Below are 17,042 nucleotides of genomic sequence, written 5' to 3'. Positions count from 1 at the left end.
CAGACAATTCGGCGAAGGAGCCTCAATGTCCGCGACTCTGCTCACCCCGCTCTCCAGCGATCTCCTCGGCGACGGCACCGTCGTCGCGTCGCGCTCCATCGACAGGTTCGCCCGTGCGCACGACGCCTCGCACTATCTGCTGATCCCCGATGCCGTGCTCTCCCCGCAGGATGCGGGCGGTGTCGCGCGCGCTTTCGCGGCCGTCCGTGCCGCCGGACGCACGCTCACCTTCCGCTCGGGTGGCACGAGCCTGTCGGGCCAGGGCGTCTCCGGCGACATCCTCGTCGACACCCGGAGCGCGTTCCGCGGCATCCGCGTCGACGACGACGGAACGCTCGTCACGGTCGGCCCCGGCGCAACAGTGCGCCAGGTCAACACGCGACTCGCGCGCTACGGACGCAAGCTCGGCCCCGATCCCGCGAGTGAGATCGCGTGCACGATCGGCGGCGTCGTCGCCAACAACTCCAGCGGTATGGCCTGCGGCACCACCGAGAACTCCTATCGCACGATCGACTCGCTGCTGCTGGTGCTTCCCAGCGGCACCGTCATCGACACCGGAGCGCCCGACGCCCTCGAGCACCTCACCGCGGCGGAGCCCGCGATCGCCGCAGGACTGAGCGACCTCCGCGCGCGACTGCTCGCCTCACCGGAGCATGCCGCGATCGTGCAGCAGCAGTTCTCGATGAAGAACACCATGGGCTACGGGCTGAACTCGCTGCTCGACTTCGACGACCCGGTGAAGATCCTCGAGCACCTGATCATCGGGTCCGAAGGCACGCTGGCCTTCGTCGCGGAGGCTCGATTCCGCACCGTCGAGGTGCGCCCGCACATCGCGACCGGCCTGCTGGTATTCACGACCCTCGCCGAGGCGATGGCCGCGCTCCCGGAACTGGTGGCTCAGAACCTCGCCACGATCGAGCTGATGGATGCGGCGTCGCTCCGCGTCGCCCAGGGACTCGCCGAGGTGCCGTCGGCCATCGCCGAGATCGTCGTCGAAGGTCATGCCGCTCTGCTGGTCGAGGTGCACGCCTCCGATCCCGAGCAGCTGACCCTCACCTCGGACTCGGCACTCGCCCACTTCGCCCGGCTTCCCCTCGCCTCGCCGCCACGACTCACCACCGATGCCAGCGAGCGCGCATCCCTCTGGCTCGTGCGCAAAGGGCTCTACACGGCGGTCGCGGGCGCACGGCCGAGCGGCACGACGGCCCTTCTCGAAGACATCGTCGTGCCCGTCGATCGCCTGCTGACCACCTGCGAACGGCTGATCGAGCTGTTCGCGGCTCACGACTATGACGGGTCGGTGATCTTCGGTCATGCGAAGGACGGCAACGTCCACTTCCTGCTCAACGAGCGGTTCGACGATGCCGAGAGCCTCGCCCGCTACCGGCGCTTCACCGCGGATCTCGTCGAGCTGGTGCTGGGCCAGGGCGGTTCACTGAAGGCCGAGCACGGCACGGGGCGGATCATGGCGCCGTTCGTGCGCACCCAGTACGGCGACTTCCTCACCGATCTGATGTGGGACATCAAGCGGCTGATCGATCCGGCCGGCATCCTCAACCCCGGCGTGATCCTGTCCGACGACCCCGAGTCGTACCTGCATCACCTCAAGCGCGTGCCGACGGTCGAGAGCGAGGTCGATCGCTGCGTCGAATGCGGTTACTGCGAGCCGACGTGCCCGAGCAAGAGCATCACGCTCACGCCACGGCAGAGGATCGTGCTCCGACGCGACATGGCCTGGGCGGAGATGCAGGGAGACACGGAACTCGCGAGCGAGCTCCGTGCCGACTACGACTACGAAGGCGTTCAGACCTGCGCAGTCGACGGGATGTGCGGCGTCGCCTGCCCGGTGGACATCAACACCGGCGACCTGGTGCGTCGGCTGCGGGCCGAGGAGTCGTCGAAGCTCGAAGACGGGCTGTGGGATGCCGCGGCGAAGAATTGGGGAGCCGTCACGAAGATCGGCGGGGTGGCACTCACCGTCGCCGATGCGATGCCTGCTGCACTCGTCACGGGCGTCACGGCACTCGGACGCGCGGTGCTCGGCGCCGACACCGTCCCCCTCTACGCCGAGGACCTTCCCCGCGGCGGGTCGAAGCCACCGAAGCCGCTGAACCGCGCAGACGCGCAGGTCGTGTTCTTCGGGGCCTGCATCGGCACCATGTTCGGGGCCGAGGGCGACGGCGAAGGGTCGAGAGACGCGCTGCGCGCCGTGCTCGATCGGGCGGGGATCCCCGTCGTGGTACCCGACGACGCGGGCGGGCTCTGCTGCGGCACTCCGTGGAAGTCGAAGGGGCACCTCGCAGGGTACGAGCGGATGACAGACCGCGTGCTCGCCTCACTCTGGGCTGCGAGCAGGCAGGGTGCGATTCCCGTCGTCTGCGACGCCGCATCGTGCACCGAAGGACTCCACACGATGCTCGCGAAAGCCGCTGCGGCGCATCCGGATTACTCCCGGCTCGTGATCGAAGACGCCACGACGTATGTCGCCCGCGAGGTCCTGCCGCGGTTGTCGGTCACGATGAAGCTCGGCAGCGTCGCGGTGCATCCGACCTGCTCCACCACCGCTCTCGGCGCGACGAGTGCGCTCACCGCGCTCGCGGCGGCGGTCGCCGACGAGGTGTTCATCCCCGACGAGTGGGGATGCTGCGCCTTCGCGGGCGACCGCGGGATGCTGCATCCCGAACTCACCGCAAGCGCCACCGCCGCCGAGAGCGCAGAGCTGACCGCGGCAGACGCTGTCCGCTCCGGGTTCGATGCCTTCGTGTCAGCGAACCGCACGTGCGAGATCGGTATGACGCGGGCGACGGGAAAGCCCTATCGCCATGTCATCGAGATCCTCGAGGAGCTCACGCGGCCGTAGCGGAGCAGCTCGGGCCCCGTCAGAGGTCGGTATGTTGTCGTCCATGATCGACTTCGACGACTTCATGCGGAACGTCCCGATGCTGGCGCTCATCACCAGCATCTCTGCGGCGATCTCGTGGGCAGTGATCCGAGGCGCGGTGCTCTCCGCGCTCCGCAAGCATTCCAGGGAACAGCGCGATCTGAAGATGTCTCCCCGCGAATGATCACTCGTCTTCGCGCCCGACCGGCACCACCGCGTGCGGTATCTCACGTGGGGCGTCGAGGGCGGCCGTGGCGGGCGGGGACCCCGTATGCGGCGGGCGGTGCGGAGTGGGCCCTGCCGGGATCGAACCGACGACATCCACGGTGTAAACGTGGCGCTCTACCAGCTGAGCTAAAGGCCCTGGTGCTTCCAGTGTATCGGTGCCGCGATGCGCGAGCATGTCGTGGAAGGGGGATAGGGTGAGGGAGGCACGCGTTGTGCACAGCCGACAAGGCTGCCCGCGTCGCTTCCCGTTTCAATGGCATGACCTGCCAGCTTGACGAAAGGCTCCCCCGTGACTGTGCACGACCAGGATCCGTATTCCCAGGGCCCCCTCGACAGCGATCCGGAAGAGACGGGCGAGTGGCAGCAGTCGCTCGACGAGCTCGTCGACGCCAAGGGCCACGGCCGGGGGCGCGAGATCATGCTCAGCCTGCTCAAGCGCTCGAAGGAGCTGCACCTGGGCGTGCCGATGGTCCCGACCACCGACTACATCAACACGATCGCCGCCGAGAACGAGCCCGAGTTCCCCGGTGACGAAGAGATCGAGCGCCGCTATCGTGCCTGGATCCGCTGGAACGCAGCCATCACGGTGCACCGCGCGCAGCGCCCCGGCATCGGCGTCGGCGGCCACATCTCGACCTACGCGTCGTCGGCTGCTCTCTACGAGGTCGGCTTCAACCACTTCTTCAAGGGTGCCGACAACCCCGGCGGCGCCGACCAGATCTTCATCCAGGGCCACGCCTCGCCCGGAACCTACGCGCGCTCCTTCCTCGAAGGCCGACTGAGCGAAGACCAGCTCGACGGATTCCGCCAGGAGAAGTCGCACGCACCGCACGGCATCCCCTCGTACCCGCACCCGCGTCTGATGCCGGAGTACTGGCAGTTCCCGACGGTCTCGATGGGTCTCGGCCCGATCAACGCCATCTACCAGGCGATGTCGAACAAGTACCTCGAGAACCGCGGCATCAAAGACACGTCGCAGTCGCACGTGTGGGCATTCCTCGGCGACGGCGAGATGGACGAGGTCGAGAGCCGCGGACAGCTGCAGGTCGCAGCGAACGAGGGCCTCGACAACCTGACCTTCATCGTCAACTGCAACCTGCAGCGCCTCGACGGCCCGGTGCGCGGCAACGGCAAGATCGTCCAGGAGCTCGAGTCGTTCTTCCGCGGTGCCGGCTGGAACGTCATCAAGGTCGTCTGGGGTCGCGAATGGGACGACCTGCTCGCCCGCGACACCGAGGGTGCGCTGCTCAACCTCATGAACGTCACCCCCGACGGTGACTACCAGACCTACAAGGCCGAGTCCGGCGCGTACGTCCGCGAGCACTTCTTCGGCCGCGACGAACGCGCTGCCGCTCTGGTCAAGGACTACTCCGACGACGACATCTGGAACCTCAAGCGCGGTGGCCATGATTACCGCAAGGTCTACGCCGCGTTCAAGGCAGCGACCGAGCACAAGGGCAAGCCCACCGTCATCCTCGCGAAGACCGTCAAGGGCTACGGCCTCGGTCCGCACTTCGAGGGCCGCAACGCGACCCACCAGATGAAGAAGATGACGCTGGACAACCTCAAGACGTTCCGCGACGAGATGCACATCCCGATCACGGATGCTCAGCTCGAGGAGAACCCGTACCTGCCGCCGTACTACAACCCCGGCCCGCAGGACGAGACGATCCAGTACATGCTCGAGCGCCGTCAGGCTCTCGGCGGCTACCTGCCGGAACGCCGCTCCACGCATGTCGGGCTCTCCCTTCCCGACGACACTGCGTACGCGCTGCCCAAGAAGGGCTCCGGCACACAGGAGATCGCCACGACCATGGCGTTCGTCCGTCTGCTGAAAGACCTGCTGCGCTCGAAGGACTTCGGCCACCGCATCGTCCCGATCATCCCGGACGAGGCTCGCACGTTCGGCATGGACGCGTACTTCCCGTCGGCGAAGATCTACAACCCGAACGGTCAGCACTACACGTCGGTCGACCGTGAGCTGCTCCTCGCCTACAAGGAGAGCCCGCAGGGCCAGATCGTGCACGTCGGCATCAACGAGGCGGGCGCTCTCGCGGCGTTCACCGCGGCGGGCACCTCCTACGCCACGCACGGCGAGCCGCTGATCCCGATCTACCTCTTCTACTCGATGTTCGGATTCCAGCGCACGGGCGACGCCCAGTGGGCGGCCGGAGACCAGATGGCCCGAGGGTTCATCATGGGCGCGACAGCAGGACGCACCACCCTCACGGGTGAGGGCCTCCAGCACGCCGACGGTCACTCGCACCTGCTCGCTGCCACCAACCCGGCGACGGTCTCGTACGACCCGGCCTACGGCTACGAGATCGCGCACATCATGCGCTCGGGTCTCGAGCGCATGTACGGCGGCGACCACGAAGACCCGAACGTCATGTACTACATCACTCTCTACAACGAGCCGATGGTCATGCCCGCCGAGCCGGAGAACGTCGACGTCGAGGGGATCGTGCGCGGTATCCACCGCGTCTCGGTCGGCGAGGGCGAAGGCCCCCGCGCCCAGCTCTTCGCATCGGGCGTCGGACTCCCCTGGGCCCTCGAGGCACAGCAGCTGCTGAAGAACGACTGGGGCGTGATCGCCGACGTCTGGTCCGTCACCTCCTGGACCGAGCTGCGCCGCGACGGCCTGGCCGCCGACGAGCACAACTTCCTGCACCCCGAAGAAGAGCCGCACACCGCATACCTGACGCAGAAGCTGCAGGGCGCCGAAGGTCCCGTCGTCGCCGTGAGCGACTTCATGCACGCCGTGCAGGACCAGATCCGTCCGTGGGTTCCGCAGCGTTTCGCGACGCTGGGTGCTGACGGCTTCGGGTTCTCCGACACGCGTGCCGCGGCTCGTCGCTTCTTCAAGATCGACGGCCCGTCGATCGTCGTCCGCACGCTGCAGTCGCTCGCAGAAGACGGGGTCGTCGACCGTTCTCTCGCTGCGCAGGCCATCCAGAAGTACAGCCTGCACGACGTGAACGCCGGCACCAGCGGCAACGCGGGCGGCGAAAGCTGAGCCATCGGTGACGGGTTCCTCTTCGCGCGGCATGGATAAGACCGCCACGCTCACCTGGCTGCGCCGGATCTCCGGTGACATCGCCTCGGTGACGATCAAGCGCCTCGAAGACACCCTGCCTTGGTACGCCGACATGCCACCAGCCCGCCGCTCTGCGGTCGGGCTGGTGGCCCAGGCCGGCATCACCTCGTTCATCCAGTGGTACGAAGACCCGACGTCCACCCCGTGGATCGCGGCGGACATCTTCGCCGCGGCGCCGCGTGAGCTGCTCCGCAGTGTGAGCCTGCAGCAGACCCTGCAGCTCATCCGCGTCACCGTCGAGGTGACAGAAGAACGTGTCGCGGGCAGGGGCGCGGACCTCCGCGAAGCGATCCTGCTCTACTCGCGCGACGTCGCCTTCGCCGCAGCCGACGTCTACGCCCGCGCCGCCGAGGCGCGCGGACTCTGGGATGCACGGCTCGAGGCACTCGTCGTCGACTCGATCCTCACCGGCGAGGCGGACGAAGAGCTTCCGAGCCGCATCGCGGCCCTCGGATGGCACGGCCACGGCGAGGTCGCCGTGCTCGTCGGCACGACTCCCCCGCAGTTCGACGTCGACCTGGTACGACGCACGGCACGAAAGCTCGCCGTCGACGTGCTCATCGGCGTGCAGGGCTCTCGCCTCGTGCTCGTCATCGGTCGCGCTCGCATCGCCGGACAGGAAGCACCCGAGGGCGAAGAGGAAGAACTCGGCTTCGAAGAGATCGCCTCGCGTCTCGAGCCGTCCTTCGGTCCCGGCTACGTCGTGCTCGGCCCGGCCGTCGCGGCGCTCGTCGACGCGAGCCAGAGTGCGCGGGCCGCTCTCGCCGGATTCGCCGTCGCGCGCGCCTGGCGCGCAGCCCCGCGGCCGGTCGAAGCCGACGATCTGCTGCCCGAACGTGCGCTCGCGGGCGACCCGCTCGCCAAGCAGACGCTCATCGAGCGGATCTACCGCCCGCTGCAGGCACATTCCACAGACCTCGTCACCACTCTCTGGAGCTACCTCGACAACGGACGCTCGCTCGAGGCGACCGCACGCGAGCTGTTCGTGCATCCGAACACCGTGCGGTACCGACTCAAGCGCGTCAGTGAGGTGATCGGCTGGGACGCGACCGGTCCACGTGAGGCGCTGATCCTGCAGACGGCTCTCATCCTGGGATCGATCGGCGCGGCCGAACAGGTTCGTCGTCGTCCACCATTGCGACGCCCCTCTCGCTGACCCGGATTCCCTGAGATCTGTACGCCACACACAATCGTTCTTCGGAATCTTGTGATGGATCATCCACCACTTCCGAGCGATCGTTGGCAGACTGGGGGTGTGATTGTCGTCGTATGCCCAGGACAGGGCTCGCAAACCCCCGGTTTCCTCTCTCCCTGGCTCGAGCTCGAAGGTGTCTCCGACACCATCGCCGCCTACTCCGAGGCGGCAGAGGTAGATCTCCGGCAGCACGGCACGGAGTCGGATGCCGACACCATCCGTGACACGCGCATCGCACAGCCGCTGATCGTGGCAGCGTCACTGATCGCCGGCGACGCCCTCGCCGCACGGGCAGGCCGACGCGCCGACGGCCTCGCCGGCCACTCGGTCGGCGAGATCGCCGCGCTCGTCGCCAGCGGCGTGATCGACGCCGAGACAGGCATGCGCCTGGTCGGCATCCGGGGTCGTGCGATGGCGGATGCCGCGGCACAGACGCCCACCGGCATGAGCGCTGTCCTCGGCGGCGACGAGGAGACCATCCTCACTCGCCTCACCGAACTCGGTCTCTCCCCCGCGAACTACAACGGGGGCGGCCAGCTGGTCGTGGCGGGTGAGCTCGCAGGTCTCGATGCCCTCGCCAGCGAGCCGGTCAAGGGCACGCGCGTGATCCCCCTGCAGGTTGCCGGGGCCTTTCACACCTCCTACATGGAATCGGCAGTCGCTGCGCTGCGCGATGTCGTCGCGACCGTCGCACCGAACGACCCGGAACTCCCTCTCTGGACCAATCGCGACGGGTCGCTCGTGTCCGACGGCGCGCAGGCACTCTCCTACCTCGTCGACCAGGTGTCCTCGCCGGTCCGCTGGGACCTCTGCATGGCCTCATTCGCAGATCAGGGGATCACCGGTCTGATCGAGCTCGCCCCTGCGGGTGCGCTGACCGGGCTCGCGAAGCGCGGCCTGCGCGGCGTGCCGACCGTCGCCGTCAAGACCCCCGATGACCTCGATGCGGCCGTCGCGCTGCTGAACGGAGAAGCCGCATGAGCCCCACCCTGAACCAGGTCACCGGTCCCGCGTACACCCGCATCTACTCGTACGGTGCTGCGCGCGGTGAGAACGCGGTCCCGAACGACGACCTCATCGGTCCGATCGATTCCAGCGACGAGTGGATCCGCCAGCGCACGGGCATCGTGACGCGCGTGCGGGCAGACAAGGGCACGGATGCGATCGATCTCGCGACCGTCGCGGCTGCCGAGGCGATCGAGAAGTCCGGTATCTCGGCCGACCAGGTCGATCTCGTGATCGTCGCCACCATCAGCAACCCCAAGCAGTCGCCGTCGGTCTCGGCGATCGTGGCCGACCGCGTGGGCGCGAACCCGGCGGCCGCCTACGACATCAACGCCGCCTGCGCCGGGTACGCCTACGCCGTCACCCAGGCCGATGCGCTGATCCGCTCCGGCGCCGCACGCTACGCCCTCGTGATCGGCACCGAGAAGCTCTCGGACATCGTCGACCCCGCCGACCGCAGCATCTCGTTCCTGCTCGGCGACGGCGCGGGTGCCGCACTCATCGGCCCGAGCGACACGCCGGGCATCGCCCCTGCAGTCTGGGGCTCGGACGGCTCGAAGGCCGACGCCGTCGGAATGAACGGCACTCTCACCGAGTTCCGCGACGGCGAGGTGCCGTGGCCGACGCTGCGTCAGGAGGGCCAGACGGTCTTCCGCTGGGCCGTGTGGGAGATGGCGAAGGTCGCTCGCGAGGCGCTCGATCGGGCCGGCGTCGAGCCGACCGACATCGCCGCGTTCATCCCGCACCAGGCGAACATGCGCATCATCGACGAGTTCGCCAAGCAGCTGAAGCTGCCTGAGACCACCGTCATCGCTCGCGACATCGAGACGACCGGCAACACGTCGGCCGCCTCGATCCCGCTGGCGAGCCACCGGCTGATGGCCGAGCATCCCGAGCTCTCGGGTGGCCTGGCACTGCAGATCGGCTTCGGCGCGGGCCTCGTGTTCGCCGCTCAGGTCGTCGTCCTCCCCTGAGAACGCGCCGACCTTCCCTAGACTGTTCCACGGTTCCGATACACAACCCGTAAGAAAGAGGAAGACCACATGGCTTTCACCAACGATGAGGTCCTCGCTGGCCTCGCAGAGCTGATCACCGACGAGACCGGCATCAACGCCTCCGAGGTCGCCCTCGAGAAGTCGTTCACCGACGACCTCGACATCGACTCGATCTCGATGATGACGATCGTCGTCAACGCAGAAGAGAAGTTCGGCGTCACCATCCCCGACGACGAGGTCAAGAACCTCAAGACCGTCGGCGACGCCGTCAACTTCATCGTCGCAGGCCAGGAGTAATCCTCGCAGGATGCCACCCCCGCGCTCGCGGGGCGTGGCATCCTCCGCCTTGCCCGCATCCCGCTCGACCCGCCTGACAAGGAACCACACATGACCAAGCGCATCGTCGTCACCGGCATCGGCGCCACGTCCGCCATCGGCGGGACAGCTCCCGAGAACTGGACCAACCTGCTCGCAGGTCAGTCCGGAACCCGACCCCTCGAACATGACTGGGTGCAGCAGTACGAGCTGCCCGTCACCTTCGCCGCAGAGGCGATCGTCCGGCCCGAAGAGGTCCTGCCCCGCCACGAGGCGAAGCGGCTCGACCCCTCCTCCCAGTTCGCGCTCATCGCTGCGCGTGAGGCCTGGGCTGACGCCGGATCCCCCGAGGTCGCGCCCGAGCGCCTCGGTGTCGACTTCGCCACCGGCATCGGTGGACTCTGGACCCTCCTCGACGCGTGGGACACGCTGCGAGAGAAGGGCCCTCGCCGCGTGATGCCGCTGACCGTTCCGATGCTCATGCCGAACGCGGCGGCCGGAAACCTCTCGCTGCAGTTCCAGGCCCGCGCCTATGCCCAGACCGTCGTGAGCGCGTGCGCCTCCAGCACCGAGTCGATCATCCACGCGTTCCACCACCTGCAGGAGGGTCTCGCCGACGTCGTGATCGCCGGCGGCACCGAATCGGCCATCCACCCGATCACCATGGCGTCCTTCGCCTCTGCGCAGGCACTGTCACGTCGCAACGACGACCCCGCCACCGCGTCCCGCCCCGGTGCGATCGACCGCGACGGCTTCGTGATGGGCGAGGGAGCCGCAGCACTGATCCTCGAGACCGAGGAGCACGCGAAGGCTCGCGGCGCCAAGATCTACGGCTACGTGCTCGGCGGTGGAGTGACCGCAGACGCGTACCACATCACGGGCAACGACCCCGAGGGCAACGGAGCCGCCCGTGCGGTCACCCAGGCCCTCGACGAGGCCGGAATCACCGCCGACCAGGTCGCACACATCAATGCGCACGCCACCTCGACACCGGTCGGCGACCCCAACGAGTACGTCGCGCTCAAGAAGGTCTTCGGTGACCGGATCGACGAGATCCCGGTATCCGCGACCAAGGCATCGACAGGTCACCTGCTCGGTGGCACCGGAGCGCTCGAGGCGATCTTCTCGCTGCTCGCTCTCCGCGACCGCGTCGCTCCGCCGACCATCAACATGACCGAACCCGACCCGGCCGTGCCCTTCAACCTCTCGGGCGAGGCACAGCCTCTCGGTGACGGCAAGCTGTACGCGATCAGCAACTCGTTCGGCTTCGGCGGGCACAATGCCGTCGCGGTCTTCGCGAGCGTCGACTGACCCGCACACACGATCGAACGGCCCCTGGGTGATCCCGGGGGCCGTTCTCGTCGTGAGTCCTGTCGGGGGCTATGCCCGGGCGAGCTGCCGCGAGCGGGCCGCGCGCAGACGCGTCGTCCACGGCAGGAACCAGCCGACGAGCGGGCCGACCCCGAAGGCGAAGAGGACGGTTCCCACGCCCACCGGCCCGCCGAGAAGGAAGCCGATCAGCAGCACACTGCCCTCGATGAGGGTGCGCACCAGCCAGACGGGCCGCCCCGTGCGCGCCACGAGTCCGGTCATGAGCCCGTCGCGAGGACCGGGGCCGAAGTCCGCGGCGATGTAGAGGCCCGTCGCGAACGCGAGAAGGAACAGCCCGGCCACGAACATCGGGGCGCCCACCCAGATCGACGGAGGCGTGGGAATCACGAGGAGGGCCAGATCGGCGCTCGGACCGACGAGCAGCGCGTTCAGCAGGGTGCCCAGTCCGACACGCTGCCGCAGCGGGATCCACAGCACCAGCACGAGCACGGAGACGAGAACCGTGACGACGCCGTAGCCGATCCCCGCCTGGCCGGCGATCCCGAGCGCGAGCACGTCCCACGGCGCCACACCGATGCCGCCGCGGACCATCAACCCGAGAGCGACGCCGTAGAGGAAGAGGCCGACGAGCAGCTGCACGATGCGCTCGACGACGTCGCGACGGCTTGTGGCGCTGATGGGGAGAAAGATGGACCGACGGTGCATTCCTCCATCGTGGCCCCACAGCCACCGCAGGACGCCAGGCCACTCGTCGAAAAGTGGCCTGCTCTTATCAGGCCACTTTGCGGCATGCTGGAGATATGACCTCACGACTCGTCGAGCAGCTGGGAGCCCAGAACATCGTCGGCGCGACCGCCGCGGCCCTGGCGGAGCATATCCGAGCGCTCATCCTCGACGGGCGCCTGACCGTGGGAGAACGTCTTCCGAGCGAGCGCGCACTGGCCCTGGAACTGCGTCGATCCCGCTCGACCATGACCCGCGCATACGGCCTCCTCGAAGACGAGGGTTACGTCTCGCGACTGCACGGCGGGAGCACCCGCGTCGCGCTCCCCCACCGCACGTCGCAGATGCCGAACGACGACGACGGTTCCGCGATCGACCTCTCGATCGCCTCTATGGACTCGACGCCGGGACTCTACGACGCGACGGTGAGATCGCTGCCCCGGCTCGCCGCGCTCCGGGGCACCAGCGGCTACTCCCTGCGGGGGCTCGCAGAGCTGCGCGAAGCCGTCGCACTCCGCTTCACCGAACGCGGTGTCGAGACGCATGCCGACGAGATCATCATCACCTCCGGTGCGCTCAACGCCTTCCATCTGGTTCTCGCCGCCATCGGCAGACGGGGCGAGCACGCGCTCGTCGAGCAGCCCACCTTCCCGCACGCGCTCGAGGCGCTGCACCGGCACGGATACCGTCTGCTGCCCACTCCGGTCGATGTCACAGGCTGGGATGAGCGGCATCTCACCGACACCCTCCTTCGCAGTCGCCCCCATGTCGCGTACCTGATCCCGGACTTCCACAATCCGACGGGTGCCACGCTCGCGGACGCGGAGAGATCCCGCATCGCGACGACGGCTCGCAGCGTCGGCACACACCTCGTCGTCGACGAGACGACTGCGGAACTCGACATCGACCGTGGGTGGGCACCGCTGCCGATGGCGGCGTTCAGCCCCCAGGTGATCACCGTCGGCTCCATGTCGAAGATCGCCTGGGGTGGACTGCGCATCGGCTGGATCCGCGCGAATCGTCCTCTCATCGCCCGCCTGCTCGCCACACGACCATCATTCGAACTGGGCACCGCCCTGCTCGAGCAGTGCATCGCCCTCGAGCTCCTGCAGGACATGCCTGCGCTGACGGCGCACGTCGCCGAGCGCCTCAGCGCGGGTCGAGCCGCAGTGGCTGCGGGACTCGAGACGATCGGGGGCATCTCCATGCCCCACACGAGCGGCGGGCTCTCGGCCTGGCTCGATCTCGGTGCCCCTGCGTCGACGGCGCTGTCGCTCGCAGCTCGCGACCACGGGCTGATCCTGCCGCCCGGTCCGCGCTTCTCCACCGGCGGCGTGCTCGAGCGACGCCTGCGAGTCCCGATCACGCTGCCGCCCGAACGCACCGCAGAGGCGATGAGCCGACTGGGCCTCGCGTGGCACGACGTCATGGCGGGAAGCTCCTCGCTCAGCGACGACATGCCCCGCACCGCCGTGATCTGACCGCAGACGAGGACCCCGCCCCCCTGATCTCAGGGACGGGGTCCTCGTCGTGTGGAACGGGAATTCGCCTTCTCAGCGTCCGGGATCACTCACCGGCATCCGATACTCGCGCCTTCCCGTTCCAGGTCTGTGTGTCGATCGGCTAGCCGACCTTGTGGAGCCACACCACACGCGCATCGTCACTCGCGTGGCGGAAGGGCTCGAGCTCCTCATCCCAGGCCGACCCGAGCGCGATGTCGAGTTCGCGCTGCAGTTCGCTCGCACTGCCTGCGGCGATCTCCATCGCATAGCGGATGCGGTCCTCACCGATCACGATGTTGCCCGCGGCATCGGTCTGCGCGTAGTGGATCCCGAGATCGGGCGTGTGCAGCCAGCGTCCGCCGTCGCTGCGAGGAGTGGGGTCCTCAGTCACCTCGAAGCGCAGGTGCTCCCAGCCGCGGATCGCGGTGGCGAGAGCCGCACCGGTGCCGACCGGGCCGTCCCAGTAGAACTCGGCACGGCGTGCGCCGTCGAGCACCGGCTGGTCGCTCCAGTCGAAGTTCACCGCACGACCGATGGCGCGTCCCACCGCCCATTCCAGGTGCGGGCAGAGCGCGCGAGGTGCAGAGTGGACGAAAACCACTCCGCGTGCGTAAGCCGTCGCCATGATCTCTCCGTTTCATCAGGTGCGTCTTCCCCAACGACCTGAAACAACGAGAACTGGCGTGAATATGCGGTTATGGGGCTATTCTCGCCCAGACCAGGCAAAATCACAAGCATGTGATTCGACGACGAAGGCCCCGGCCAGAGCGACCGGGGCCTTCGGACCGTGTCCGGTCCTGAAAATCAGACGAGGATCACGCCTCGCTCATGGCCTGCTTGACCTGCTGGCCCTTTGCGGCGTAGTACGCGGCGCGGGCGGCGTCGCGGCGAGCCTGCTCTGCGTAGCCGGCCTCGCGCACGTCCTGCGGGACATCGACGTTCGGAACGTCGTCAGTGCCGTTGTACTTCTCGATGTAGGCGTCGAGCTCGGGGCCAGACGTCCACGACGTGATGAGGCAGTAGCGCGGCTCGGTGCCGACGTGGGTCGCGGCGTGCCACAGACGCTGAGTGTCGACGATCAGCTGAGCGCCGGCCGGCAGCGCGATGCGGTACTCGATGCTCGGATCGGTGCGGTTCTCGCGAAGGACGAAGAAGCTGTCCTTGTCGTCGCTGAGGTTGAAGAAGCCGCGCACCACCCAGCCGGTGCCGTCCGGGTTCAGACGGTTGTTGTCATCCTGGTGGAGGTTGTAGAGGCACTCCCCGTACGGGGTGGGCTGCAGCTCGATCACGCGGCAACGACCGACGTTGGCACCCGGCTCCTGCGCGCGGCGCGTCAGGTTCGGGGCCTTGGAGGTCTGCTCGTCGATCCAGACGCCGTCCTTGTCGGTGCGCGGCGGCTTGTGGTTCCAGAAGCCGTTGCACTCGATCTCGCCCTTGGCACTGGCGAGCGGCGCGAAGCGGGTGTCCCCCGACGACTTCCAGTCGTTGTACTCGATGTCGAGCCACTCTTTGGGGTCGAGCTCCTGGTTGTAGCTGTCGAGCACGACGAAGCCCTTGTCTTCGAGCGCGGCAGACTTGATGTATCCCATGATCTGAACCAGATCCTTTCATCGGGGGCCAGCACGTTTTAACAGGCCCTGATAAGGCAAGCCTAACAGGGCACCTCTGGAGCGCCGCCGAGGGTCGCCGTGAATAAGCGAATAGACTGAATCGGGCGCCTGGCGACTCCTCGGCGCCCGGCGTTACGGGAGGACGAGACACCAGCATGAGCACTGCGACCAACGTCGAGGCGACAGCTGTCAACACGATCGAATGGCTCGCAGCGGACTCCACGACCATCGTCGTGCCGGTGTATCAGCGTCAGTATCGCTGGGACATCGGCGGATGTGAGCAGCTGCTCTCCGACGTCAGGGCGGTCGCCCGCGAGGACTCTTCTCACCGCCACTTCATCGGCTCGATCCTGTCTGCGGCTGACGACAGCGACGCGGACACCGACCTCGTGCTGATCGACGGCCAGCAGCGGATCACCACACTCATGCTCCTCGTCGCCGCACTCCGGCACGCTGTGCAGGACTCCTCCCCCGAACTCGCCGCAGACCTCGACCGAGTGCTCGTGCGATCCGACGACCCGTCACGCACCAAGCTGCGCCCGCACGACGCATGGGCCCACCTCTATGAGTCCGTGGTGCTCGAGCACGGCGATCTCGGCGACCGCGAATCGCGCTTCGACGACAACTACGCGTTCTTCCGCAGCCAGGTCCACGCCGACGAGGCGCCGCTGATCTGGGCCGGTCTTCAGAGGCTCGAGCACGTCTCGATCACTCTCGGTTCCGACGCGAACGCCCAGCAGATCTTCGAGAGCCTCAACTCCACAGGCGAGCCGCTGCGAGATCACGAGCTCATCCACAACTACATCCTGATGGGGCTCACCCACGCCGAGCAGATCGATGTCGAGGCGCGTTTCTGGCTTCCGATCGAGCAGCACACCGGTGAGACGATCGGCGCGTTCTGGCGGCACTATCTCGTGATGACCACCGGGCGCGAGGTCGCCGCGAACGGCGAGCACGGCGTCTACAGCGCGTTCCGGCACTCGTTCCCCCGCGTCGACCTCGATCATCTGCAGGCGGATGCCGAGGTCTGGCGCCACTACGCCGAGATCTACGGGACGCTGCTCGATCCCTCGCGCGAGAAGGATCCCGAGATCGCGCGGCAGCTGCGATTCGTGAACACCTTCGGACGCGCGTCGTACCCTCTGCTTCTCAGCGTCTACAGCGACCACGCTCGGGGAGCGATCGCACGGGAGGAGCTCCTCGAGACGCTCGAATGGCTCCAGGCGATGTACCTGCGTCGTACGCTCGTGAACCTTCCGAACGAGAGGCTCATCGCGCGTCTCTGCCGCGCCCGCTCCGACGGCCGCGACGCGCTCGCGCGGGCCTTCGCGCGCATCACTCCGTCGGACGAGCGCGTGAGTGCGGTGCTGAAGTACAGCGAGCTTCCGCATCCCGCCTATGTGCTCGGTCGCCTGGAGGGCGTCGACGACGCCGACGACTTCGACGTCGAACACATCGTTCCGACCGTTCCCAGCGACAGCTGGTCGGGCGACGGAGTGCGACCCTGGATCGACTACTCGGATGACGAGCGCAACGCTCACCGGGCTCTCGCCCCCACTCTCGGCAACCTCACCCTGCTCGAGCAGCGCCTCGCGGAGCGGGTGTTCGGCGAGTCGTTCGCGGTCAAGCGCGACTCGGCGTATGCGCGCAGTGCGGTGCCCGAGACGAGGGCGCTCGAGCGGATCGAGACCTGGGGCACCGCCGCGATCTCGGATCGGACGGTCCGCCTCACCGCCGACCTGCTGCGCATCTGGGCGCGTCCCGCCCTGCCCGAGATCGACGACGACGGACTCACCCCGATCCTGGATGCCGTCCGTCGGCGCGGCTGGCCGGCCGGCTGGGAGCGCGAGTTCGACTACGTCGAGTACCGGGGAGAGCGCTGGGAGGTGTTCGACGTCAGGTATCTCTTCAATCGCGTCTTCCGTCGCGCGTGGACCGACACCCGCGTCGCCGCAGTCTCGTACTGCGCCACCCACGGCGGCCCGATCTACGACGGGATGGCGTGGAAGGGCCAGTGGGACCAGCTCGACGACTCACACCACCTGTACATGGGGTGGGACTCCAACTACATGATGAACGCGGTACAGGGCGTGCTCGACGAGGCCGGGATCGCCTCCGAGGTGTTCGTCAAGTACTCCTACATCGGAAATGTGATGTGA

Annotated in this window: 13 protein-coding genes and 1 tRNA gene; 10 read left to right on the top strand and 4 right to left on the bottom strand. The window is 67.7% G+C overall.

Translation table 11 applies throughout. The annotated features are described in order from the left end of the window. Positions 1 to 25: 25 nt before the first annotated feature. Both ACZZZN_RS05820 and ACZZZN_RS05815 read left to right on the top strand, forming a co-directional pair. Positions 26 to 2,860 carry an FAD-binding and (Fe-S)-binding domain-containing protein gene (locus tag ACZZZN_RS05820; RefSeq protein WP_463504243.1) on the top strand — a complete coding sequence of 945 codons (2,835 nt, stop codon included), beginning with the start codon at positions 26 to 28 and terminating at the stop codon, positions 2,858 to 2,860. A gap of 43 nt (positions 2,861 to 2,903) precedes the next feature. Beyond that, a complete protein-coding gene (locus ACZZZN_RS05815) occupies positions 2,904 to 3,065 on the top strand; it encodes a hypothetical protein (protein WP_463504242.1) in 162 nt (53 codons plus the stop codon). A 107-nt stretch (positions 3,066 to 3,172) separates the two neighbouring features. On the opposite strand, the gene ACZZZN_RS05810 is transcribed toward ACZZZN_RS05815, so the two are convergent. Then, positions 3,173 to 3,245 (bottom strand) — tRNA-Val (locus ACZZZN_RS05810). A 153-nt stretch (positions 3,246 to 3,398) separates the two neighbouring features. Here ACZZZN_RS05810 and aceE point away from each other — a divergent pair. The 6 genes from aceE (at position 3,399) to ACZZZN_RS05780 (ending at position 11,027) form a co-directional block, all read left to right on the top strand. Continuing rightward, positions 3,399 to 6,125 carry a pyruvate dehydrogenase (acetyl-transferring), homodimeric type gene (gene aceE / locus ACZZZN_RS05805; protein ID WP_463504241.1) on the top strand — a complete coding sequence of 909 codons (2,727 nt, stop codon included), beginning with the start codon at positions 3,399 to 3,401 and terminating at the stop codon, positions 6,123 to 6,125. A 31-nt stretch (positions 6,126 to 6,156) separates the two neighbouring features. Beyond that, on the top strand, positions 6,157 to 7,362 hold the full coding sequence (locus ACZZZN_RS05800; protein WP_463504240.1) for a PucR family transcriptional regulator: 1,206 nt from the start codon (positions 6,157 to 6,159) through the stop codon (positions 7,360 to 7,362). Between the two features lie 99 nt (positions 7,363 to 7,461). Beyond that, positions 7,462 to 8,382 carry an ACP S-malonyltransferase gene (locus ACZZZN_RS05795; protein ID WP_463504239.1) on the top strand — a complete coding sequence of 307 codons (921 nt, stop codon included), beginning with the start codon at positions 7,462 to 7,464 and terminating at the stop codon, positions 8,380 to 8,382. Further along, positions 8,379 to 9,380, top strand: a complete 1,002-nt coding sequence (locus tag ACZZZN_RS05790; RefSeq protein WP_463504238.1) for a beta-ketoacyl-ACP synthase III — start codon at positions 8,379 to 8,381, stop codon at positions 9,378 to 9,380. Before ACZZZN_RS05795 ends, ACZZZN_RS05790 begins: the two co-directional genes overlap by 4 nt. Positions 9,381 to 9,449: 69 nt before the next feature. Further along, a complete protein-coding gene (locus ACZZZN_RS05785; RefSeq protein ID WP_017202249.1) occupies positions 9,450 to 9,698 on the top strand; it encodes an acyl carrier protein in 249 nt (82 codons plus the stop codon). A gap of 90 nt (positions 9,699 to 9,788) precedes the next feature. Beyond that, entirely contained in the window at positions 9,789 to 11,027 is a 1,239-nt protein-coding gene (locus ACZZZN_RS05780; RefSeq protein WP_463504237.1) for a beta-ketoacyl-[acyl-carrier-protein] synthase family protein, read from the top strand. A gap of 69 nt (positions 11,028 to 11,096) precedes the next feature. Here ACZZZN_RS05780 and yczE read toward each other — a convergent pair whose 3' ends face one another. Beyond that, positions 11,097 to 11,753, bottom strand: a complete 657-nt coding sequence (gene yczE, locus ACZZZN_RS05775; RefSeq protein WP_463504236.1) for a membrane protein YczE — start codon at positions 11,751 to 11,753, stop codon at positions 11,097 to 11,099. A 95-nt stretch (positions 11,754 to 11,848) separates the two neighbouring features. Between yczE and yczR the strand changes: the two genes are divergently transcribed. Beyond that, on the top strand, positions 11,849 to 13,252 hold the full coding sequence (gene yczR / locus ACZZZN_RS05770) for a MocR-like transcription factor YczR (RefSeq protein WP_463504235.1): 1,404 nt from the start codon (positions 11,849 to 11,851) through the stop codon (positions 13,250 to 13,252). Between the two features lie 142 nt (positions 13,253 to 13,394). Here yczR and ACZZZN_RS05765 read toward each other — a convergent pair whose 3' ends face one another. Together ACZZZN_RS05765 and ACZZZN_RS05760 are read right to left on the bottom strand one after the other, a co-directional pair. Further along, the gene (locus tag ACZZZN_RS05765; protein ID WP_056516966.1) at positions 13,395 to 13,898 is read right to left on the bottom strand and encodes a DUF3145 domain-containing protein; all 504 of its coding nucleotides are present in this window, start codon (positions 13,896 to 13,898) and stop codon (positions 13,395 to 13,397) included. A 190-nt stretch (positions 13,899 to 14,088) separates the two neighbouring features. Beyond that, complete coding sequence (locus ACZZZN_RS05760) at positions 14,089 to 14,862, bottom strand: hypothetical protein (RefSeq protein ID WP_463504234.1); 774 nt, start codon at positions 14,860 to 14,862, stop codon at positions 14,089 to 14,091. Between the two features lie 176 nt (positions 14,863 to 15,038). On the opposite strand from ACZZZN_RS05760, the gene ACZZZN_RS05755 reads away from it, so the two are divergent. Continuing rightward, positions 15,039 to 17,042: a DUF262 domain-containing protein gene (locus ACZZZN_RS05755; RefSeq protein WP_463504233.1), complete on the top strand. Its 2,004-nt coding sequence runs from the start codon at positions 15,039 to 15,041 to the stop codon at positions 17,040 to 17,042.

It is taken from the genome of Microbacterium sp. AC145 (assembly GCF_979258505.1).
This window is presented reverse-complemented; position numbering and strand designations above follow the sequence as displayed.

Coding starts and splice junctions, on each gene's coding strand:
- yczE (WP_463504236.1), bottom strand. CDS start 11,753: ATGCACCGTCGGTCCATCTTTCTCCCCATCAGCGCCACAAGCCGTCGC.
- ACZZZN_RS05800 (WP_463504240.1), top strand. CDS start 6,157: ATGGATAAGACCGCCACGCTCACCTGGCTGCGCCGGATCTCCGGTGAC.
- ACZZZN_RS05755 (WP_463504233.1), top strand. CDS start 15,039: ATGAGCACTGCGACCAACGTCGAGGCGACAGCTGTCAACACGATCGAA.
- yczR (WP_463504235.1), top strand. CDS start 11,849: ATGACCTCACGACTCGTCGAGCAGCTGGGAGCCCAGAACATCGTCGGC.
- ACZZZN_RS05815 (WP_463504242.1), top strand. CDS start 2,904: ATGATCGACTTCGACGACTTCATGCGGAACGTCCCGATGCTGGCGCTC.
- ACZZZN_RS05780 (WP_463504237.1), top strand. CDS start 9,789: ATGACCAAGCGCATCGTCGTCACCGGCATCGGCGCCACGTCCGCCATC.
- ACZZZN_RS05790 (WP_463504238.1), top strand. CDS start 8,379: ATGAGCCCCACCCTGAACCAGGTCACCGGTCCCGCGTACACCCGCATC.
- ACZZZN_RS05760 (WP_463504234.1), bottom strand. CDS start 14,862: ATGGGATACATCAAGTCTGCCGCGCTCGAAGACAAGGGCTTCGTCGTG.
- ACZZZN_RS05765 (WP_056516966.1), bottom strand. CDS start 13,898: ATGGCGACGGCTTACGCACGCGGAGTGGTTTTCGTCCACTCTGCACCT.
- ACZZZN_RS05785 (WP_017202249.1), top strand. CDS start 9,450: ATGGCTTTCACCAACGATGAGGTCCTCGCTGGCCTCGCAGAGCTGATC.
- ACZZZN_RS05820 (WP_463504243.1), top strand. CDS start 26: ATGTCCGCGACTCTGCTCACCCCGCTCTCCAGCGATCTCCTCGGCGAC.